Source organism: Cellulomonas pasadenensis, from assembly GCF_047229365.1.
Taxonomy (GTDB): domain Bacteria; phylum Actinomycetota; class Actinomycetes; order Actinomycetales; family Cellulomonadaceae; genus Cellulomonas.
In genome coordinates this window covers 1-20,712 of sequence record NZ_JBFTEP010000065.1, presented here as the reverse complement: position 1 = coordinate 20,712, position 20,712 = coordinate 1, and the positions used below count along the sequence as shown (strand labels likewise).

Genomic DNA, 20,712 nt, shown 5'->3' with positions numbered 1-20,712 from the left:
CGCCGGCGCCCCGCCCGAGCCGCACGGCCGCCGCGCGCACGACCCCGCCCAGCAGGGGCCACCAGGGCGTCCCGTCGCTCGCGCCGTCGCCGGCGCGCAGCTCGAGCGACGCGACGTCCTCGGCCCGGTGCTCGGTCCACACGGCGTCCTCGCGCGCGGCCAGCACCTGCTCGCCGTCGGCGGTCCGCACCCGCAGCTCGACGGGGCCGCGGAGCACCGCGCGCACCGCACCGGGCCGGGGCGTCGTCACGATCGCGAACTGCGGCAGCTCGGCGAAGCCGGCCGCCGCCACCACGCCGAGCGCGGACAGCACGTCGCCGCCGTCGCGCGCGACGTCCCACAGCCCGCCCGCGACGTCGGGGCGGGCACCGGGGGCGACGAGGGCGAGGAGGCCGTCGGCCGCGACGGCCGTCCACTCCCCCGCGGCGTACTCGTGCGCGGGCGTCGCGTCGTTCATGACCGGTCCTCCTGGACGTGCGGGGTGCGGTGGTGCACGACGGCGTCGTCGGGCGTCGCGTCGGGCAGGCGGGGGGCGCGCGGCAGGGTCGCGCCGTCGAGCATCTCGTCCCAGCCCGACGGGTCGTCCCCGGGGGCCGGGCGCGGGGCGGTGACCTGGAGGTCGTCGGCGCTCGTCACCGTGGCGGCGACGTCGACGACGACGGCGCTCACGTTGTCGCGGCCGCCGTGGGCGAGGGCCTCGCGGACGAGCCGCGCGGCGGCGTCCTGCGGCTGGGCGACCTCCGCGAGGACCGCCGCGATCGCGGCGTCGTCGAGCTCGCGCGTGAGGCCGTCGGTGCAGATCAGGAGGCGGTCGCGCGGACCGGCCGGCAGCAGCCAGAAGTCGGGCTCGGGCGGCTCGCCGGTGCCCAGCGCGCGGGTCAGCACGTGCCGCTCGGGGTGCTGCTGCGCCTGCGCGGGCCCGATCTCCCCGGACTCGAGCAGCTCCTGCACGACCGAGTGGTCGACGCTCACCTGCGTGAGCCGGTCGTCCGCCCAGCGGTACACGCGCGAGTCGCCGACGTTGAACACGAGCCAGTACGACCCGCCGTCGTGCTGCGCGACCGCGGCGCCCGCGACGGTCGTGCCGCCCTGCCGGCCGCCCGTGAACTCGTCGCGGATGCGCGCGGACGTCCGCACGAAGCACGCGTGCACGTCGTCGGCCCCGGCGCTCGACCGCCCCGCGAGCTGCGCGAACTCCTCGACCGCGATGCGGCTCGCGAGGTCGCCCGCGTCGTGCCCGCCCATGCCGTCCGCCACGAGGAAGACCGGGGGGTACGCCAGCAGCGCGTCCTCGTTCACCTCACGGACGCGGCCGCGGTCCGTCGCCGATCCCCACGACGTACGCACAGCACCACCCTTCCCCGCATGTCGTCCTCATCGGCGCACATCGTGCCGTACCTGAGGGGTCCCGCCGTGCCATCACCACGCCGACGTCAGATGCCCAGCTGGAACACGCCCCAGTACGCGAGCACGACGAGCAGCACGGCACAGCCCGCGACGACCGTCCACAGCGCGACGGCCCGGACCACGCCGGGCGCCACGGGCACGTCCGCCTCGCGCGCCGACGTCGAGCGCCGCGCCAGCGCGACGGCGGCGACGACCGCGGCCACGCCGAGCAGGCGCACGACGAGCCACCCGCCCTGCACGACCCACGCGTTGCGCTCGTAGTCGAGCGCGAGGCGTGCGACCGCGAGCAGGTACCAGACCATCGCGACGACGGTGAGCGTGGTGGTGGTCGCGAGGACCCCGAGCCGCAGCGCGACCCCGGGTGCGAACCGGTGGCCGGCCTCGGCCGGGACGGCTGCACCGTCGTCCGTGCCGCCCGCCGGCCGCGCACGGTCGCCCCGGACGCCCCGACCGTGGCGCGCGAGGGCCGCGACGCCGTGCGCGCCGCGGGACGCCGCGACCGAGAGCCCGGCGAGCGCCAGCACCGCGAGCGCGACGACGACCAGCGCGACCATGACCGTGCCGTCGCGCAGCCACCCCGGCTCGGGCACGGGTGCCGCGACGTACGGCTGCGTGGGCTGCGCCCCGGCGGTCCGCGGCGCGGCCTCCGCCGTGCCGGGCAGACCCAGCACCCATCCGGCGAGGTCGTCGAGGAAGGCGGGCACGACCTCGCCGTCGACGCGGATGCCGTGGTTCGCACCCTCGTAGTAGCGCACCGTCACCGCCGCGTTGCCGGCCGCGGCGACGTCCGAGCGGACCTCCAGCGCGCCCTGCACGATCGGCATCGACGCGTCCCCCGTGCCGTACACGAGGAGCACCGGCTGGTGCATGCGCTGCTGGTACGGGCGGACGTCGAAGTCGACGTACTCGAACCCGCCGCCGGGCATCGACATGCCCACCGCGCGCGGGATCGCGCGGAACACGCCGTGCGGCACCTGCGTGTTGCGCAGGTACGCGTCCGTGGCGAACGCGGCCTGCTGCCGCGGCGGCACGACCGGCGCGGAGACGAGCGTGACGAACGCGAGGTCCGGGTCGTCGGCCGCCATGACGGGGGCGATCCAGGCGCCCTCGCTCTCGGCGTAGACGCCGACCCGGTCGGGGTCGACCTCCGGCCGGTCGCGCAGCACCGCCACCGAGCGGGCGTAGTCCGCCGCCATCGCGACGTAGTCACGGTGCCGCGTCGTGTAGGTGTCGAGGCGCTTGTCGGGCACGAGCGCCGCGACGCCCGACGCGGCGAGCGCGTGCGCCTGCGCGACGAACGCCTGCGTGAACCGTCCCGTGCCCGCCCCGTGCACGAACACGACGCCCGGCACGGGCCCGTCGACCCCGACGGGCAGGCTGAGCCGCGCCTGGACGGTCGCGCCGTCGAGCGCCACCTGGACGACCTCCGTGCGGACGTCGTGGCGCTCGAGCGTCGGCGCGCCGCCGATCGCCGTCGACGTCGACTCGACGCGCACCGTCTCCGTCATCGGCGCGGGCGACCAGCTCGGGCCGAGCGCGGCGCCGACGACCGCCAGCAGCACGCTGCCCAGCGCGACGCTCGCGACCAGCCGGTACGCCGACGACAGCCGGCTGGTGCTCGTCGTCGCCCGGCGCGCCGCGTGCGTCAGCCGGCGCCAGGCGCCCGAGGCGCTCAGCAGCACGTCAGAAGCCCAGCCGACCGAGCTGCTTGGGGTCCCGCTGCCAGTCCTTCGCGACCTTCACGTGCAGGTCGAGGAACACGCGCGCGCCGAGGAGCGCCTCGATCTGCGTGCGGGCGCGCGTGCCGACGTCGCGCAGGCGGGCGCCGGCACGGCCGATGACGATCGCCTTCTGGCTGTCGCGCTCGACGAACAGGTGCACGCGGACGTCGAGCATCGGCGCGCCGTCGGCGGACGGCCGCTCGCGCGGCACGATCTCGTCGACGACGACCGCGAGCGAGTGCGGGAGCTCGTCGCGGACGCCCTCGAGCGCGGCCTCGCGCACGAGCTCTGCGACCATGACGTGCTCCGGCTCGTCCGTCAGCTCGCCCTCGGGGTACAGCGCGGGCCCCTCCGGCAGGTGCGACACCAGCACGTCGGTGAGCACGTCGACCTGGTAGCCGCCCTGCGCCGACACCGGGACGATGTCCGCCCAGGTGCCCAGCTGGTCGACCGCGATCAGGTGCTCCGCGAGGCGACCGCGCGGCACGAGGTCCGTCTTCGTGACGATCGCGACGACGGGCGTGCCGGGCCGGCCCTCGGGCGCGAGGTGCGCGAGCTGCTCGGCGATGTAGCGGTCGCCCGGGCCGATCTTCTGGTCGGCCGGGAGGCAGAACCCGACGACGTCGACCTCGGTCAGCGTGTCGCGCACGAGGTCGTTGAGCCGCTCGCCCAGCAGCGTGCGCGGGCGGTGCAGCCCGGGGGTGTCGACCAGCACGAGCTGGGCGTCCTCGCGGTGCACGATGCCGCGCACGACGTGCCGCGTGGTCTGCGGCCGGCCGGACGTGATGGCGACCTTCTGCCCCACGAGCGCGTTGGTCAGCGTGGACTTGCCGGCGTTGGGCCGCCCGACCAGGCAGGCGAAGCCGGACCGGTGGCTCATCGCGCCCCCTCCGGCTGCCGCTGCTCGCGGTCCACGGCGGTGCCGCGGGCGGGTGTCTGGGTGGCGTCCGTGTCGTCCTCCGGCTCGTGTGCACGCCGCACGACCACCGTCGCGAGGCGCTTGCGTCGACCCTCGACGCGGTCGGCCTGCAGGTGCAGCCCGTGGATCTCGGCCTCCGAGCCCGGCAGCGGGACCTTGCCCAGCGCCTTGGCCAGCAGGCCCGCGGCCGTGTCGACGTCCTCGTCCTCGACGTCGATGCCGAACAGCTCGCCGAGCTCGTCGCGCGCCATGCGCGCGGGCACCCGGTACGCGCCGTCGCCGAGGTCCTCGACGCCGGGCGCGCTGGGGTCGTGCTCGTCGGTGAGCTCGCCGACGATCTCCTCGAGGGCGTCCTCGATGGTGACCAGGCCGGCGATGCCGCCGTACTCGTCGACGACGAGCGCGATGTGGCTCGACCCGTCGCGCAGCTCGCGCAGGAGGTCGTCGACGGGCTTCGACTCCGGCACGAACACCGCCGGCCGCGCCAGCGACGACGCGGGCGCGTCGAGCGGGTCCTCGCCGTCGTGCGCGCCGTGCGGGCGGATGCGGCGCACGACGTCCTTCAGGTAGAGGACGCCGACGAGGTCGTCGACCGACTCGCCCACGACCGGCACGCGCGAGAAGCCCGAGCGCAGCAGCAGCGCCAGCGCCTTGTGCAGCGGGGTGTCCGCGTGCGTCGTGATCATGTCCGTTCGGGGCACCATGACCTCGCGCGTCAGCGTGTCCCCGAGCTCGAGCACCGAGCGGAACATCTCCCGCTCGGCGTCCTCGATCGCCTCGGACTCGCTGACCCGCTCGACCATGTCGCGCAGCTCGGCGTCGTCCGCCTCGTCGGTCGACCCGGCCGGCACGGCGCGTCGCCCGACGCCACCGGCGAGCGCGGTGGTGACCAGCAGCAGGCGGGACAGGGCCGCGAGCACGCCCACCGGGTGGCGGCGTGCGGTGCTGCGCGGGCTCACCCGCACCAGCAGGAACGCCACGACGGCGCACGCGGCGACGGCGAGCAGCGCGGTGGCCCACCACGAGAGGCTGCCCGCGCTGATCGCGAGCGTGATGGAGACGGTCGCCGTCATCTCGGCGAGCAGGCGCACGAACGACGCCGCCTGCGCGACGCGGGTGGGGTCCTCGACGAGGCGGCGCACGCGGGCGGCCGCGCCGTGCTGCTCGGCCTCGAGGTCGGCGACGCGGCCGCGCGTGACGCGCAGGACCGCGACCTCCCCCGCCGACAGCGCGGCGGCCAGGAGGATCCCCGCGACCGCGACCGTGACGAGGAGGGCGACGGGCACGTCGCTCATCGGCCCGCCAGGAACGTCAGCAGCAGCCTGCGCTGCAGGGCGAACATCTCCTTCTCCTCGTCCGGCTCGGCGTGGTCGTAGCCGAGGAGGTGCAGGATCCCGTGGGTGGTGAGCAGGAGCATCTCCTCCACCGCCGAGTGGCCCGCGGCGCGCGCCTGGGTGGCGGCGACCTCCGGGCACAGCACGACGTCGCCGAGCACGCCGGGGCCCGTGGGCTCGCCCTCGCGCCCCGGGCGCAGCTCGTCCATGGGGAACGACAGCACGTCGGTGGGGCCCGGCTCGTCCATCCAGCGCACGTGCAGGTCGCTCATCGTGGGCGTGTCGACGAACCGCACGAACAGGTCGGCCTGCGGGTGCACGTGCATGGCGTCGAGCACGTAGCGCCCGAGCGCGGCGAACTCCGCCTCGTCGACCTCGTGGCCGGACTCGTTGCTGACCTCGATGCTCATGCGTGGTCCCACCGTGCGTAGGCGTCGATGATCTGCCCGACGAGGCGGTGCCGGACGACGTCCGACGACGACAGCCGGCAGAACGCCACGTCGTCGACGTCGCCGAGGATGCTCTCGACCACGCGCAGGCCGGACGTCGTGCCCGACGGCAGGTCGGTCTGCGTGACGTCGCCGGTGACGACGACCTTCGAGCCGAACCCCAGGCGGGTGAGGAACATCTTCATCTGCTCCGTCGAGGTGTTCTGCGCCTCGTCGAGGATGATGAACGCGTCGTTGAGCGTCCGTCCCCGCATGTACGCGAGGGGCGCGACCTCGATGGTGCCGGCCTCCATCAGCCGCGGGATCGACTCGGGGTCGACCATGTCGTGCAGCGCGTCGTACAGCGGCCGCAGGTACGGGTCGATCTTCTCCGACAGCGTCCCGGGCAGGAAGCCGAGCCGCTCGCCGGCCTCGACGGCGGGGCGCGTCAGGACGATGCGGTTGACGCGGCGCGCCTGCAGCGACTGCACCGCCTTCGCCATCGCGAGGTACGTCTTGCCGGTGCCGGCGGGACCGATGCCGAACGTGACGGTGTTCCGCTCGATCGCGTCGACGTACTCCTTCTGCCCCGCGGTCTTGGGCCGGATCGTGCGCCCGCGCGTGGACAGGATGTTGAACGTGAGGACGTCGGCGGGCCGCGCCTCGGAGCCGGCGGTGAGCATCGCGACCGAGCGCGTGACGACCTCGGGGCTCAGCGGGGTGCCGGCGACCGCCATCTCGACGAGCTCGTCGACGAGGCGGGTGACGAGACCGACGTCGCCGGCCGGGCCGGCGAGCGTGATCTCGTTGCCGCGGACGTGCACGTCCACGGTGCGGAAGCCGTCCTCGACGGCGCGCAGCACCTCGTCGCGCAGGCCGAGCAGCTCCACCATCGACACCTCGGCGGGGACGGTGATGCGGTGCTCGACGCGCGCGTGGTGCGGCTCGTCGGGGACGCGGGGTGCGGGGCTGGAGTCGGCCATGTGCTCGGCGGGCGCCGTGCGCTCCTTCGCTCGTGCGGCGTGCCGGACGCGCGGCTGCGTCCGGCCGGCCGCGCGGGGACGCCGTGGGCCTGGGCCCATCCTACCGAGGCCGCCGCGCGCACTCGCTGCCCGGAGGCGGATCCGGCGGCGGGCGTCGCGCGAGCGGCGGTCAGCCCCAGCGACCGAGCCGCTGCGCGAGCAGGGCGAGCGCCACCGGCCCGGCCGTGGACGTGCGCAGCACGTGCGGGCCCAGCCGCGCCGTGACGGCGCCGGCCGCGAGCAGCCCGTCGAGCTCGCGTGCGCCGATGCCGCCCTCCGGCCCCACGACGACGAGCACGTCGCCGGCGGCGGGCAGCACCACCTCGGCGAGCGGCGTCGTCGCCTCCTCGTGCAGCACCAGCGCGCAGCCGCCGGCCTCCCGGGTGCGCTGCACGAGCGCGCGCAGCCCGGCGCCGTCGACCGCCTGCGCGACCTCGGGCGCCCGCGCCCGGCGGGACTGCTTGGTCGCCGCCCGCACCGTGCCGACCCAGCGGGCGCGGCTCTTGGCGGCACGCTCGCCGCGCCACACGACGATCGACCGCTCCGCCTGCCACGGCACCACCGCGTCGGCGCCCACCTCGGTGGCCGCCTCGATCGCCATCTCGTCCCGGTCGCCCTTGGCGAGGGCCTGCACCAGCACGAGCCGTGGCGACGGCTCGTCCTCCACGACGACGTCCTCGACCGCGAGGCGCACCCCCTCGGGTCCGACCGCGCGGACCGTGCCCACGAGCCGCACGCCCGCGCCGTCCACGACGTCGACCCGCTCGCCCGGCGCGCGGCGCTGCACCACGCCCGCGTGCCGGCCCTCGGTGCCGTCGAGGAGGAACTCCCCGCCGGCCGCGACGGCCGCGAGCGCGCCCGGCTCGACGAGGAAGACGGGTGCGCTCACCGGCCCGCGAGCTTGTCGCGCAGCTTGGCGAACACCCCGGGGTTCGCGGCCGACAGGCGCGCGTCGGGGCGCTCCTCGCCGCGCAGCCCGGCGAGTCGCCGCAGCAGCTCCGCCTGCTCGTCGTCGAGCGCCGTCGGCACGTGCACGTCGACGTGGACGTGCAGGTCGCCGCGGCCGCCGACGTGCAGGTGGCCGACGCCGAGCCCCTTGAGCGTGACGACCTGACCGGGCTGCGTGCCCGGCCGCAGGTCGACCTCGCGCGGGCCGTCGAGGGTCTCCATGCTGAGCACCGTGCCGAGCGCCGCCGCCGTCATCGGCACCTCGAGGGTCGCGTGCAGGTCGTCGCCCTTGCGCACGAACGTGTCGTGCCGGCGCTCGCGGATCTCGAGGTAGACGTCGCCGGCCGGGCCGCCGGCGGGACCGACCTCGCCCTGGCCGGTGAGCTTGATGCGCGTGCCGGTGTCGACTCCCGCGGGCACGTCCACCGACAGGGTGCGGCGCGAGCGGACGCGGCCCTCGCCGGCGCACTCGGTGCACGGCTCGGGGATGACGGTGCCGAAGCCGTGGCACGCGGCGCACGGCTGCGTCGTCATGACCTGGCCGAGGAACGACCGCGCGACGCGCTGCACGGACCCGCGGCCGCCGCAGACCTCGCAGGTGCGCGGCGACGTGCCGGGGCGGCAGCACGTGCCGCCGCACGTGGGGCAGAGCACGGCCGTGTCGACCTGCACCTCGCGGTGCGCCCCGAAGGTCGTCTCCGCCAGGTCCACGTCCAGCCGCACGAGCGCGTCCTGACCGCGCCGCGCGCGCGGCATCGGGCCGCGGGGCGCGCCCGGCCCGGCCGCGCCGAAGAACGTCTCGAAGATGTCCTGGAAGCCGAAGCCGCCCCCCATGCCGCCGCCGGGCGACGCCGGGTCGGCGCCCATGTCGTACGCGCGCCGCTTCTCGGGGTTGCCGAGCACGTCGTAGGCGCGCGAGACGTCCTTGAACCGCTCCTCGGCGGCCGGGTCGGAGCCGGCGACGTCGGGGTGCAGCTCGCGGGCGAGCTTGCGGTACGCCTTCTTGACCTGCTCCGGGGTGGCGTCGCGCGCGACGCCGAGGATCTCGTAGTAGTCCGTCACGTGGGGTGCTCTTCGCTTCCTGCTCGTCGGGGGCCCGTCCGGATGGGGTCGGCCCTGCCGGTCAGCCGGCGAGGATGCGCGTGAGGTAACGGGCCACGGCCCGCACCGCCGACATCGTCCCGGGGTAGTCCATGCGCAGCGGCCCCACGGAGCCGAGCACGGCGACGCCGCCCTCCGCGCCGTAGCCGCTCGTCACGATGCTCGTCTCCGCGAGCCCTTCGTGCTGGGTCTCGCGCCCGATGCGCACCGCCACGCCGGCGGTGTCCTCCGCCATCTCCGAGAGCAGGCGCAGGAGCACGACCTGCTCCTCCAGCGCCTCGAGGACGGGGCCGATCGTGTGCGGGAAGTCCGCACCGGCGCTGCGGGCGAGGTGCGAGGCGCCCGCGACGACGACGCGCTCCTCCCGCTCCTGGGCGAGGGTCTCGCCCACCACGGCCACGACCGCGCGGGCGAGCGCCGAGCCGTCGGCCGCGAACTCGTCCGCGAGCGCGTCGAGGGCGACGTCGAGGTCGGGCAGGCGCAGGCCCGCGGCGGCGACGTTGAGCCGGACGCGCAGGCGTGCGACCACCGCCTCGTCGACGTCCTCCCGCAGCTCGAGCGTGCGCTGCTCGACCCGGCCGGTCGTGGTGATGATGACGACCAGCAGGTGCCGTGCGCCGACGGGCACCAACTCGACGTGCCGCAGCGCCGAGCGCCGCAGCGACGGGTACTGCACGACCGCCACCTGCTGCGTGAGCTGGGCGAGCAGCCGGACCGCGCGGTCGATGACGTCGTCGAGGTCGACCGCCTGCTCGAGCAGCGTGCCGATCGCCCGCTTCTCGGCCGCGGACAGCGGCTTGACGCCCGAGAGCCGGTTCACGAAGACCCGGTAGCCGAGGTCGGTGGGCACGCGCCCCGCGGACGTGTGCGGCTGCACGATGAGCCCGGCGTCCTCGAGCGCGGCCATGTCGTTGCGGATCGTCGCCGGCGACACCCCGAGCGCGTGGCGCTCCGTGAGCGCGCGCGAGCCCACGGGCTCGCGCGTGGCGACGTAGTCCTCGACGATCGCGCGCAGGACGTCCAGCCGACGGTCCTCGCTCATGGCCCCTCCTCCCGTGCGTCGCGGGTCCGCGCCCGTGCTCCCCGCCGTGGGAGGCGGTCCCCGGCGGGTAGCACTCGACGAGCGCGAGTGCCAATTCTACGCCGAGCCGCGCGGCGCCGGCACGGCACGCCGCGGCGGGCGGCTAGCGTGCCCCGCGTGAGCCACGACCGCTACGGCCCCGACGTCCTGTCCGCCGGCCCGACCCGGCACCACCGTCCCGCGCGGACGTCGCGCGACCAGCCCGCCGAGACGGGGCTGGTCGTCGAGGACGTCGAGACCGGGTGGGTGGGCGCGGTGGTGCGCGTGGAGAAGTCCGGCGGCCAGCACGTGGTCGTGCTCGAGGACCGCCGCGGCCGTACGCGCACGTTCACGCTCGGGCCCGGGTTCTGGGTGGACGGCGAGCCCGTCGTCCTCGTCCCGCCCGTGACCCGGGCGGCGCCCGCGCGGCCGACGCGCACGGCGTCCGGCTCCGTCGCCGTGCACGACGCCCGGGCCCGCGTCGCGCGCGGGAGCCGCATCTGGGTGGAGGGCAAGCACGACGCCGAGCTCGTCGAGAAGGTGTGGGGCGACGACCTGCGGGTCGAGGGCGTCGTCGTCGAGCTGCTCGAGGGCGTCGACCACCTCGCCGACGCGGTGCGCGACTTCCGCCCGACGGCGGACCGGCGCATCGGCGTGCTCGTGGACCACCTGGTGCCCGGCTCGAAGGAGAGCCGGATCGCCGCCGAGGTCGTCCGGTCCGCGCCCGCGGGCACGGTGCTCGTGCTCGGGCACCCGTACGTCGACGTGTGGCAGGCGGTGCGCCCCGAGCGCCTCGGCCTGACCGCGTGGCCGACGATCGAGCGCGGCACCGAGTGGAAGCGCGGCATCCTGCGCGAGCTCGGCTGGCCGGCGGACGACCAGGCCGACGTCGCCCGCGCGTGGGTGCGGATCCTGCGGTCGGTGCGCAGCTACGCCGACCTCGAGCCGAGCCTGCTCGGGCGCGTCGAGGAGCTCATCGACTTCGTCACGGCCTGACGCCCCGCTGCCGCCCGGCGCGACGACGCCCCCGCCGACCGGCGGGGGCGTCGTCGTCAGGGCAGGGCAGGTCGCGAGGCGTCGCGTCGCGCGTCGGGCCCGTCAGGGGGCGACGACGCCGCCCGTCAGCCGGCGGAACGCGTACGCCGAGATGAGGATCGCGACCGGCGTGCCGACGAGGGCGCCGACGCCGCACAGCGCCGCGCCCACGGCCGACACGAGCCACGCCACGAGCACGACGAGGATCGACGTGCCGATCTCGCGCGACTGCACGGTCACGCTCGAGCGGATCGCGTCGATCGCGCCCTGCCCGCGGTCCACCACGAAGTGCACGGCGAAGAAGACGAGGTACACGACCGCGAGCAGCAGCACCGGGCCGAGGAGCGGCACCCAGCCCACGATCAGGTACGCGACCGTCATCAGCAGGCCGACCACGAACACCGGCCCGGCGTGGGAGAGGTCGAACATGTCGCCCACGGTCACCTGACGGCCGTCCGCCACCTTGAGCGCCGCCCGGACGTACGCGGCCAGCCACAGCGCCGACAGCAGGACGGTCAGCGCACCGAGCACGAGGCCGCCCACGCCGAAGCCGATCGCCGAGAGCGCGCCGGCGCCCCCGTCCGCGTTCTGCGCCAGCGCACCGAAGCCGCCGAACGCGATCGAGGCCAGCAGGACGACGAGGAAGATCCCCACCGCCCACGCGATCCCGCCCACCACGAACGCGACCCAGTTCTGCCCGAACTTGCTGAAGGCCCACGACAGGCTCGCGCCCACGTCGACCGCGGGCGGACGCGGGGCGCCCGCGTAGGGCTGGCCGTAGGCGGCGCCGGGCTGCCCGTACGGCCGCCCCGGCGGGACGTACCCGCCGGACGGCGGCGGGTACGCGCCACCCGGCGCGCCGTACCCCGGCTGGCCCTGTCCCGGCTGGCCCTGCCCCGGCTGGCCGTACCCGGGCGGGGGCGGGTACCCGCCGCCCGGCGGCGGGCCGTAGGGCGACGCCGGCGGCTGCCCCGGCGCGGGGGGCGGGTACGCGCCGCCCGGCTGTCCCTGCCCGGGCGGCGGCGGCACGCTGCCGTCGTCGTCGCGCGGCGGCGTGCCGCCGGGGTTCTCGCTCATGCGCGCAGGTCTCCTGTCCGACGGGCGCACGGTGCGCCCACGCAGGTCAGCGAACCGACCCGTGGGAAGCGGTGTCAAGGCGACGCACGGCCGTGCGTCCGCCGCGCCGCCCGCGCCGGTACGCTGCGACCCGGACGAATCGCCCGTCCGGCCGCACCCGTGCCGGGCGCCCCCACCTCAGGAGCACCCGTGTCGCACGACCCGTACGCCGCACCGCCGGCCCGCTCGACGCCCGCCGCGACGTGGGCCGTCCTCGCGCACCTCGGCGGGATCCTCGCCTACTTCTACGTGGGCTGGGTCACGGCCCTCGTCGTGTGGCTCGTGCACCGCGGCAAGGACCACGGCGTCGCCCACCAGGCGCTCGTGGCGCTCAACTTCCAGCTGACCGTCCTCGTCGCCCTGGTGGCCGCGCGGATCCTCGCGGAGTTCCCGCTGGTCGGGTTCGTCGGCTGGATCGCGATGGTCGCGATCGGCGTCGCGAGCCTCGTGCTCTCGGTGCTCGCGGCCGTCGCGGTGAGCAGCGGCCGGACGTACCGGTACCCGATGACGCTGGAGCTGGTCCGGTGAGCGGCTACCCCGCGCCCCCGGTCGGCCCGCCCCTGCGTCCCGAGGACGAGCGGACGTGGGCCGTGCTCGCGCACGCGCTGCCGCTCCTCGTGTCGTTCGTCGCCCCGCTCGTCATCTGGCTCGTGCTGCGCGGGCGCGGCCCGTACGTCGAGCACCACGCCAAGGAGTCGCTCAACTTCCAGATCACGGTGCTCGGCACGGCCATGGTCACGACCGTGGCGGCCGTGCTGACGTTCGGCCTGCTCGGCTTCCTGCCGTACCTCGTGCTGGTCGCGGGCGCCGTGCTGCACGTGGTCGGCGCCGTCGCGGCCTCGCGCGGCGAGTGGTTCCGGTACCCGGTCTCGGTCCGTCTCGTCCGCTGACGCGGGCCGCAGCACGCGGGCCCGAGCGGCGCCCGGCGGCACCGCCCGGCGCACGCCGGTCAGGCCGCGAGCGTCCGCACGACGGCGTCGGCGAGCAGGCGCCCCCGGCGCGTGAGCACGACGCGGCGCGTGCCGTCGAGGCCGAGCGCCGCCCGCGGGTCGACGAGCCCGTCCGCGACGAGGCCGGCCACCGCGGCGCGCGCGGTCGGCGCGAGCTCGCCGATGGGCAGCCCCTGCGCGATCCGCACACCGAGCATGACGTGCTCGAGCTCGGCCGTCGTCTCGTCGACCACCTCGCGGCCCGCCGCCGGGCTCCGCCCCGCCGCGAGCCGGTCGGCGTACGCGCGCGGGTGCTTGACGTTCCACCACCGCACGCCGCCGACGTGGCTGTGCGCCCCCGGGCCGATGCCCCACCAGTCGTCGCCGCGCCAGTAGCCGAGGTTGTGCCGGGAGGCGTCGGCGGGCGTGCGCGCCCAGTTGCTGACCTCGTACCACTGCAGGCCGGCCGCCGTCAGCAGGTCGTCCGCGAGCTCGTACTTGGCGGCCTGGTCGTCCTCGTCGGGGAGCGTCAGCTCGCCGCGGCGCACCTGGACGGCCATGCGCGTGCCCGCCTCCACGACGAGCGCGTACGCGCTCACGTGGTCGACGCCGGTGGCGAGCGCCGCCTCGAGGCTGCGCCGCCAGTCGTCGAGCGACTCCCCCGGGGTGCCGTAGATGAGGTCGAGCGAGACCCGCAGCCCCGCGTCCCGCGCCCACCGCACGACGTCGGGCACGCGCCGCGGGTCGTGCGTGCGGTCGAGCGTCGCGAGCACGTGCGGCACGGCCGACTGCATGCCGAACGACACGCGCGTGAACCCCGCCGCGGCGAGGCGCCGCAGGCCGTCCGGCGTGACCGAGTCCGGGTTCGCCTCGGTGGTCACCTCGGCGTCGGGCGCCAGGCCCCACGTGTCCCGCACGCCGCCCAGCAGCCGCGCCAGGTCGTCGACGGGCAGCAGCGTGGGCGTGCCGCCGCCGACGAACACCGTCGAGACCGGTCGGGCCGGCAGCCCCGCGTCGCGCAGCACGCGGTCCGCGAGCGCGATCTCCCCGAGCGCCGTCGCGGCGTACGCGGCCAGGCTCGCGCCGCCGCCGAGCTCGGTGGCGGTGTACGTGTTGAAGTCGCAGTAGCCGCAGCGCACCGCGCAGAACGGCACGTGCAGGTACACGCCGAACGCACGGCCGGCCGACCGCGCCACGACCGACGGCGGCAGCCCGCCGTCGTCCGGCGGGACGTCGCCGTCGGGCAGCGCCGGGCTCATGCCCGCACCGTCACTTCTTCTTCGCGTCCTTCGCGTCCCGGCCGCCGCTGGAGCCGGCGCCCTCCGACGTCAGCGCGGCGATGAAGGCCTCCTGCGGCACGTCGACCCGGCCGATGGTCTTCATGCGCTTCTTGCCCTCCTTCTGCTTCTCCAGCAGCTTGCGCTTGCGGGTGATGTCACCGCCGTAGCACTTGGCGAGCACGTCCTTGCGGATCGCGCGGATCGTCTCGCGCGCGATGATCCGCGAGCCGATCGCCGCCTGGATCGGCACCTCGAACTGCTGGCGCGGGATGAGGTCCTTGAGCTTCGCCGTCATCATGACGCCGTACGCGTACGCCTTGTCCTTGTGCACGATCGAGCTGAAGGCGTCGACCTGCTCGCCCTGCAGCAGGATGTCGACCTTCACCAGGTCGGCGACCTGGTCGCCGACCGGCTCGTAGTCCAGGCTCGCGTAGCCGCGCGTGCGCGACTTCAGCTGGTCGAAGAAGTCGTACACGATCTCGGCGAGCGGCAGCACGTAGCGCATCTCGACGCGGTCCTCGGACAGGTAGTCCATGCCCTGCAGGTCGCCGCGCTTGCCCTGGCAGAGCTCCATGATCGCGCCGATGAACTCGCTGGGCGCGAGGATCGTCGCCTTGACGACCGGCTCGTGCACCTCGCGGATCTTGCCGCCGGGGAACTCGCTCGGGTTCGTCACGCGGACCTCGGTGCGGTCCTCGAGCACCACGTCGTAGACGACGTTCGGCGCCGTGGAGATGAGGTCGAGGTCGAACTCGCGCTCCAGCCGCTCCCGGATGATCTCGAGGTGCAGCAGGCCGAGGAACCCGACGCGGAAGCCGAACCCGAGCGCGACGGAGGTCTCGGGCTCGTAGTTCAGCGCGGCGTCGTTGAGCTTGAGCTTGTCGAGCGCGTCGCGCAGCACCGGGTAGTCGGTGCCGTCGATCGGGTACAGCCCCGAGAACACCATCGGCTTCGGGTCGGAGTAGCCGCCGAGCGGGTCGGAGGCCGGCTTGGCGGAGTTCGTCACCGTGTCGCCGACCTTCGACTGGCGCACGTCCTTCACGCCCGTGATCAGGTAGCCGACCTCGCCGACGCCGAGCCCCTTGGTGGGCACGGGCTCGGGCGAGATGACGCCGATCTCGAGCAGCTCGTGGGTCGCGCGCGTCGACATCATCGCGATGCGCTCGCGCGGGTCGAGGTGGCCGTCGACGACCCGCACGTACGTCACGACGCCGCGGTAGGTGTCGTAGACGGAGTCGAAGATCATCGCGCGGGCCGGCGCCGCGGCGTCGCCGACGGGGGCCGGCACGGTGCGCACGATGCGGTCCAGCAGCGCCTCGACGCCCTCGCCCGTCTTGCCGGAGACGCGCATGACGTCCTCCGGGTCGCCGCCGACGAGGCCGGCGAGCTCCTCCGCGTACTTCTCGGGCTGCGCCGCCGGCAGGTCGATCTTGTTGAGCACCGGGATGATCTGCAGGTCGTTCTCGAGCGCGAGGTAGAGGTTCGCGAGCGTCTGCGCCTCGATGCCCTGGGCGGCGTCGACCAGCAGCACGGCACCCTCGCAGGCGGCGAGCGACCGCGAGACCTCGTACGTGAAGTCGACGTGCCCGGGGGTGTCGATCATGTTGAGGGCGTACGGCGTGCCGTCGACCTCCCACGGCATGCGGACGGCCTGCGACTTGATCGTGATGCCGCGCTCGCGCTCGATGTCCATGCGGTCGAGGTACTGCGCGCGCATGGCACGCGCCTCGACGACGCCGGTGAGCTGCAGCATCCGGTCGGCGAGGGTCGACTTCCCGTGGTCGATGTGCGCGATGATGCAGAAGTTGCGCAGCAGCTCGGGCGTCGTGGCCGCCGGGGCGATGCGTGCCGCGGCGGCGGCGCTCGGGATCGGGGACACGCGCTCTCAGGCTCCCGGGTCGTGGGGGCGCCGGTGGACGGCGCCGGAGGTCTGTCGTTCTCGGTCGGCTCCGACGGGGACGGCTCGGCCCTGGTGGGCGGTCGCGGGTCGGTACCACCATGCTCCCATGACCAGCGACGTGTCGGCCCCACCGGTCCCCGCGGGACCCGACGGACCGCCGGTGCACGCGCCGGGCTGCGACGCCACGTACCTCGACGTCCTCGCGCACCTGCAGGAGGCCTTCCTCGACGGCGTCCGCCGCGCCGACCCGCAGGCGCGGGTGCCGTGGTGCGGCCGGTGGCGCGTGCGCAGCCTCGTCGTGCACCTGGCACGCATCCACCACTGGGCGGCGGCGGAGGCGGCACGCCGGCGCGAGGTCCCCCTCGGGCGCGGGCCGTTCGTGCTGGACGAGCTCTACGCGCGCTGCGCGGCCGAGCTGCGGGCCACGCTCGCGGCGGTGGACCCCGGTGCGCCCTCGAGCACGCTGCTCGGCCCGGGCCCCGCGGCCTTCTGGCACCGTCGTCAGGTGCACGAGACGCTGGTGCACCTGGTCGACCTCCGGCGGGCCGCCGCGCTCCCCGGCCCGGCACCGGTCGCGGGCGCGCCCGCCCCCGCGCTGTGGGCCGACACGGTCGACGAGCTGGTCACGGTGATGCAGCCGCGGCAGGTGCGGCTGGGGCGCACCCCGCCGCTCGCGGTGCGCGTGCGCGTCGACGCCGACGACGCCGGCCGCTCCTGGACCCTCGGCGGGGCCGGGCTCGACGGTGCAGGGCCGGACGGTGCAGGACCCGACGTCGTCGTCAGCGGGCCGGCGCAGGACCTGGCGCTGCTGCTGTGGCGGCGCACGACATTGGACGACGCGCGGCTGCGGGTGCGCGGCGACCGGGCGGCGCTCGACGTCCTGCTCGGCTCGCGCCTCGTCCCGTGAGCGCGTGCGCTGACCCGTGCCGTGCCGTGACGCGCGCCCCGCCGTGACGGCAGGGCGGTGCGCCGCGGCCTCACGCCTCCCGCGTGATGCGGACCTCCACCACGAGGTCCTCCGTCTGCGGACCCGCGTAGATGCCGCGCAGCGGCGGCACGTCGTCGTACGACCGCCCCCGGCCCAGCACGACGTGCCGGTCGCCCACGGCGACCCGGTTGGTGGGGTCGAACCCGTACCACTCGCCCGTCCACCACTCGACCCACGCGTGCGACTCGCCGCTCACGGTGCGTCCCACCTCGCCCCCGGTGTCCGGGTGCAGGTACCCGGAGACGTACCGCGCGGGGATGCCGACCGACCGCAGGGCGCCGAGCGCGAGGTGCGCCATGTCCTGGCACACGCCGGTGCGCGCCACCCACGCCTCCGCGGCGGGCGTGTGCACCGTCGTCACGCCCGGGATGTACTCCAGCTCCTCGCGGACCGCGCGGCACACCGCCTCGGCGGCGGCCGCCGGCGAGCGGCCGTCCGCCGCCGCCCGGGCGAGCGCCACGACGTCCTCCGGCACGGCGGTGGTCGCCCCGTCGGCGAGGAACTCCGCGAGCCGGTCGCGCACCTCGGCGCCCCGCAGCAGGTCCCACCCGACGTCCGCCGACGGCGTGGAACGGTCGGCGACCTCCACGACGTGCTCCGCCGTGAGCAGCAACGACCGGTGCGGCGCGAGCACCTCGAACGCCGTGACGTGGGTGCCCCAGTAGTCGCGGTAGTCGTGCGACCACGTCTGCGGCTGCACGTCGACCCGCGTCGCCAGCACGGACTGCCCCGGCTGCGACAGCGGCGTCACGCGCGCCTCGTTGTACGACGCCTGCACGGGCTCCGCGTACCGGAACGCCGACGTGTGCACGATCCGCAGCCGGCTCACAGCGCCTCCCCCACCCACGTCAGCTCCGCGCCCGACGGGAAGTAGCGCCCGCGGATCGCGTCCGAGGCGGCGGAGCACGCGCGCTGCACGAGCTCCATCTCGCGCGGCAGGTCGTCGAGGATCACCATGAGCGGGCGGTACTCCAGGTTCGAGCGGACGTGGCCGATGTGCCGGCGCGCGTCGTCGATGCCGGCGCGGTCGCTCACCGGCTCCAGCGCGGTCAGGCACGCCTCCGCCTGGTTCAGCGCGGAGACGATCGAGCGCGGGAAGAGGCGGTCCAGCAGCAGGAAGCCGGCCGCCCGCTCGTCGGGCGCGGTGCCGCGGTACGTGCGCAGGAACGCCTCGTGGGCGCCGCACGAGCGCAGCAGCGTCGTCCAGCCCGGCCCGGCGGAGCCCGCGAGCGCGCGCGTCGTCAGCAGGCGTGCGGTCATGTCCGCACGCTCGATCGACCGGCCGAGCACCATGAACGACCAGGTCTCGTCCCGCGACGTCGTGCCGTCCATGATCCCGGCGACGATCGCGGCCCGCTCACGCACCCACGTGAAGTAGTCGTGCGGGCGGGTCGGGCGCATGTGCGTCGGCAGCTGGTTCCAGGTGGCGTTGAGGCACTCCCACAGCTCGGTCGACACGATCTCGCGCGCGCGCCGGGCGTTCTCGCGGGCGGAGACGAGCGCACCGGCGATCGCGGACGGGGAGAACCGGTCGTAGGCCAGCACGTCGAGGACGTGCTCGCGCCCCACCTCCACGTCCGGCGGCGGCGCGGGCCGGTCCATGACCGACAGGAGCGACCGGCACGCGGCGTCCTCCTCGGCCCACGGGTCCTCGAGGAGGATCTGCACGTGCACGTCGAGCAGGCGCGCGGTGTCGTCCGCCCGCTCGACGTACCGGCCGATCCAGAACAGGGACTCGGCGATGCGGCTCAGCACGTCGCACCCCCGGCGGCCTGCTGCTGCTGCTGCTGTTGCTGCATCACCTGGACGCGCGCGTCCTGCGGGTTCGCGTCGATCGGGACCGACGCGTCCTGCGCGACCGGCGGGCGCTGGTGCTGCGCCTGCTGCCGGGAGCGCCGCGGGACGCGCCCGCCGAGCACCCACGTGTCCTTCGAGCCGCCGCCCTGCGACGAGTTCACGACGAGCTGCCCCTCCGGCAGCGCCACGCGCGTGAGCCCGCCCGGCAGCACGTACACCTGCTCGCCGTCGTTGACGGCGAACGGGCGCAGGTCGACATGGCGCGGACGCAGCCCCTCGTCGACGAGGGTCGGCACGGTCGACAGCTGCACCACCGGCTGCGCGATCCACCCGCGCGGGTCCTCGCGCAGGCGGGACCGCAGGGCGTCGAGCTCGGCGCGGGACGCGGCCGGCCCGACGACCAGGCCCTTGCCGCCCGACCCGTCGACCGGCTTGACCACGAGCTCGTCGAGCCGGTCGAGGACCTCCTCGAGCGCACCCGGGTCCTCCAGGCGCCACGTGTCCACGTTGGGCAGCACCGGCTCCTCGCCGAGGTGGTACCGGATGAGGTCGGGGACGTAGGTGTAGAGCAGCTTGTCGTCGGCGACGCCGTTGCCGACGGCGTTCGCGAGGGTCACCGTGCCCAGGCGTGCGCACGTCATCAGTCCCGGGCAGCCGAGCAGGGAGTCGGAGCGGAACACGACCGGGTCGAGGAACTCGTCGTCGACCCGCCGGTAGATGACGTCCACCCGCCGCCGGCCCTGCGTGGTGCGCATCCACACGCGCCCGCCCGAGCAGTACAGGTCGCGCCCCTCGACGAGCTCGACGCCCATCGTCCGCGCGAGCAGCGTGTGCTCGAAGTACGCGCTGTTGTAGACGCCCGGGGTGAGGACGACGACCGTGGGGTCGTCGACGCCCGCCGGGGCCGCGGCGATGAGCGCCGCCAGCAGCCGGCGCGAGTAGTCGACGACGGGCCGGATGCGCAGCGTCGCGAACAGCTCGGGGAACGTCTGCGCCATCGCCCGGCGGTTGCTCAGCACGTAGCTGACGCCCGACGGCACGCGCACGTTGTCCTCGAGCACCCGCCACCCGCCCAGCGAGTCGCGCACGAGGTCGATCCCCGACACGTGCACGCGGACCCCGTTGGGCGGCTCGATGCCGCGGGCCGCGCGGTGGAAGTGCGTCGAGGAGACGACGACCGAGCGCGGCACCACGCCGTCGGCGACGGCCTTCTGCGGCCCGTACACGTCGGCGAGGAACGCCTCGAGCGCCCGCACCCGCTGCTGCACGCCGGGCGCGACGTGCTCCCACTCGTCGCCGCCCACCACGCGCGGGACGACGTCGAGCGGGAACGGCCGCTCCTCGCCCGCGAAGTCGAAGGTGACCCCCTGCGTGAGGTACGAGCGGGCCAGCGTGTCGGCCCGCGCCCGCAGCTCGCCGTCGGACAGCTGCGCGAGGGCCGCGTGCACGTTGCGGTACGCCGTCCGGACCTCGCCGTCCGGGCCGATCATCTCGTCCCAGGCAGCCCCTGCCGGGTAGTCGTCGAACAGGTCCGCCATGGCCGCGAATGTAGTCCTGCCGTGTCAACGACGCGTTACGAGGGGACGGCGCCCGCCCGGGCGCGCCCGACGGGGTACGCCCGACGGGGCGCGCGCGTCGACGCAGGCCGCGGGCGTGCCACGCGCACAGCGCAGTACGCGTCTGTCGCCGCCGTGACGGTCCTCGCCGTCGGCACCGCCGGCTGGTTC

Annotated in this window: 20 protein-coding genes; 4 read left to right on the top strand and 16 right to left on the bottom strand. The window is 75.4% G+C overall.

The window, feature by feature from the left end; translation table 11 throughout:
* From AB6N23_RS10700 to hrcA, 10 genes are all read right to left on the bottom strand, one after another.
* A partial coding sequence (locus tag AB6N23_RS10700; RefSeq protein WP_412866056.1) for a hypothetical protein occupies nucleotides 1-457 on the bottom strand: 457 nt, incomplete at its 3' end.
* Entirely contained in the window at nucleotides 454-1,347 is an 894-nt protein-coding gene (locus AB6N23_RS10695; RefSeq protein WP_412866055.1) for a PP2C family protein-serine/threonine phosphatase, read from the bottom strand. The genes AB6N23_RS10695 and AB6N23_RS10700, both read right to left, overlap by 4 nt.
* An 86-nt stretch (nucleotides 1,348-1,433) precedes the next feature.
* Entirely contained in the window at nucleotides 1,434-3,089 is a 1,656-nt protein-coding gene (locus AB6N23_RS10690) for an alpha/beta hydrolase family protein (protein WP_412866054.1), read from the bottom strand.
* A 1-nt stretch (nucleotide 3,090) separates the two neighbouring features.
* Entirely contained in the window at nucleotides 3,091-4,008 is a 918-nt protein-coding gene (era, locus tag AB6N23_RS10685; protein ID WP_412866053.1) for a GTPase Era, read from the bottom strand.
* Nucleotides 4,005-5,342 (bottom strand): hemolysin family protein, encoded by a 1,338-nt coding sequence (locus tag AB6N23_RS10680; RefSeq protein WP_412866052.1) that lies wholly within the window; start codon nucleotides 5,340-5,342, stop codon nucleotides 4,005-4,007. The genes era and AB6N23_RS10680 overlap by 4 nt, the downstream gene beginning before the upstream one ends.
* Nucleotides 5,339-5,791, bottom strand: a complete 453-nt coding sequence (ybeY, locus tag AB6N23_RS10675; RefSeq protein ID WP_378206179.1) for an rRNA maturation RNase YbeY — start codon at nucleotides 5,789-5,791, stop codon at nucleotides 5,339-5,341. The genes AB6N23_RS10680 and ybeY overlap by 4 nt, the downstream gene beginning before the upstream one ends.
* Nucleotides 5,788-6,792 (bottom strand): PhoH family protein, encoded by a 1,005-nt coding sequence (locus tag AB6N23_RS10670; protein WP_412866051.1) that lies wholly within the window; start codon nucleotides 6,790-6,792, stop codon nucleotides 5,788-5,790. Before AB6N23_RS10670 ends, ybeY begins: the two co-directional genes overlap by 4 nt.
* A 169-nt stretch (nucleotides 6,793-6,961) precedes the next feature.
* Complete coding sequence (locus AB6N23_RS10665; RefSeq protein ID WP_412866050.1) at nucleotides 6,962-7,720, bottom strand: 16S rRNA (uracil(1498)-N(3))-methyltransferase; 759 nt, start codon at nucleotides 7,718-7,720, stop codon at nucleotides 6,962-6,964.
* Complete coding sequence (gene dnaJ, locus AB6N23_RS10660; RefSeq protein ID WP_412866049.1) at nucleotides 7,717-8,841, bottom strand: molecular chaperone DnaJ; 1,125 nt, start codon at nucleotides 8,839-8,841, stop codon at nucleotides 7,717-7,719. The genes AB6N23_RS10665 and dnaJ overlap by 4 nt, the downstream gene beginning before the upstream one ends.
* Nucleotides 8,842-8,902: 61 nt before the next feature.
* The gene (gene hrcA, locus AB6N23_RS10655; RefSeq protein ID WP_412866048.1) at nucleotides 8,903-9,922 is read right to left on the bottom strand and encodes a heat-inducible transcriptional repressor HrcA; all 1,020 of its coding nucleotides are present in this window, start codon (nucleotides 9,920-9,922) and stop codon (nucleotides 8,903-8,905) included.
* Nucleotides 9,923-10,078: 156 nt separating this feature from the next.
* Here hrcA and AB6N23_RS10650 point away from each other — a divergent pair, with 156 nt between their 5' ends.
* Nucleotides 10,079-10,936, top strand: coding sequence for a DUF3097 domain-containing protein (locus AB6N23_RS10650; protein WP_412866047.1), 858 nt, complete (start codon nucleotides 10,079-10,081; stop codon nucleotides 10,934-10,936).
* A gap of 102 nt (nucleotides 10,937-11,038) precedes the next feature.
* Here the strand turns inward: AB6N23_RS10650 and AB6N23_RS10645 are convergent, their stop codons facing one another.
* Complete coding sequence (locus AB6N23_RS10645) at nucleotides 11,039-12,052, bottom strand: hypothetical protein (protein WP_412866046.1); 1,014 nt, start codon at nucleotides 12,050-12,052, stop codon at nucleotides 11,039-11,041.
* A 189-nt stretch (nucleotides 12,053-12,241) separates the two neighbouring features.
* Here AB6N23_RS10645 and AB6N23_RS10640 point away from each other — a divergent pair, with 189 nt between their 5' ends.
* Both AB6N23_RS10640 and AB6N23_RS10635 read left to right on the top strand, forming a co-directional pair.
* Entirely contained in the window at nucleotides 12,242-12,619 is a 378-nt protein-coding gene (locus AB6N23_RS10640) for a DUF4870 domain-containing protein (protein WP_412866045.1), read from the top strand.
* On the top strand, nucleotides 12,616-12,981 hold the full coding sequence (locus tag AB6N23_RS10635; protein WP_412866044.1) for a DUF4870 domain-containing protein: 366 nt from the start codon (nucleotides 12,616-12,618) through the stop codon (nucleotides 12,979-12,981). The genes AB6N23_RS10640 and AB6N23_RS10635 overlap by 4 nt, the downstream gene beginning before the upstream one ends.
* A gap of 59 nt (nucleotides 12,982-13,040) precedes the next feature.
* Here AB6N23_RS10635 and hemW read toward each other — a convergent pair whose 3' ends face one another.
* The gene (gene hemW, locus AB6N23_RS10630; protein WP_412866043.1) at nucleotides 13,041-14,279 is read right to left on the bottom strand and encodes a radical SAM family heme chaperone HemW; all 1,239 of its coding nucleotides are present in this window, start codon (nucleotides 14,277-14,279) and stop codon (nucleotides 13,041-13,043) included.
* Between the two features lie 10 nt (nucleotides 14,280-14,289).
* Nucleotides 14,290-16,179 (bottom strand): translation elongation factor 4, encoded by a 1,890-nt coding sequence (lepA, locus tag AB6N23_RS10625; protein WP_412866042.1) that lies wholly within the window; start codon nucleotides 16,177-16,179, stop codon nucleotides 14,290-14,292.
* Nucleotides 16,180-16,306: 127 nt separating this feature from the next.
* Here lepA and AB6N23_RS10620 point away from each other — a divergent pair, with 127 nt between their 5' ends.
* Nucleotides 16,307-17,107: a maleylpyruvate isomerase family mycothiol-dependent enzyme gene (locus tag AB6N23_RS10620; RefSeq protein WP_412866041.1), complete on the top strand. Its 801-nt coding sequence runs from the start codon at nucleotides 16,307-16,309 to the stop codon at nucleotides 17,105-17,107.
* Between the two features lie 70 nt (nucleotides 17,108-17,177).
* Here the strand turns inward: AB6N23_RS10620 and AB6N23_RS10615 are convergent, their stop codons facing one another.
* Genes AB6N23_RS10615 through AB6N23_RS10605 form a run of 3 tightly spaced genes read right to left on the bottom strand, consistent with a single transcriptional unit; the run spans nucleotide 17,178 to nucleotide 20,523 of the window.
* Entirely contained in the window at nucleotides 17,178-18,017 is an 840-nt protein-coding gene (locus AB6N23_RS10615) for a transglutaminase family protein (protein WP_412866040.1), read from the bottom strand.
* Nucleotides 18,014-18,943, bottom strand: coding sequence for an alpha-E domain-containing protein (locus tag AB6N23_RS10610; protein ID WP_378204829.1), 930 nt, complete (start codon nucleotides 18,941-18,943; stop codon nucleotides 18,014-18,016). Before AB6N23_RS10610 ends, AB6N23_RS10615 begins: the two co-directional genes overlap by 4 nt.
* Entirely contained in the window at nucleotides 18,937-20,523 is a 1,587-nt protein-coding gene (locus AB6N23_RS10605) for a circularly permuted type 2 ATP-grasp protein (protein ID WP_412866039.1), read from the bottom strand. Before AB6N23_RS10605 ends, AB6N23_RS10610 begins: the two co-directional genes overlap by 7 nt.
* Between the last annotated feature and the right edge of the window lie 189 nt (nucleotides 20,524-20,712).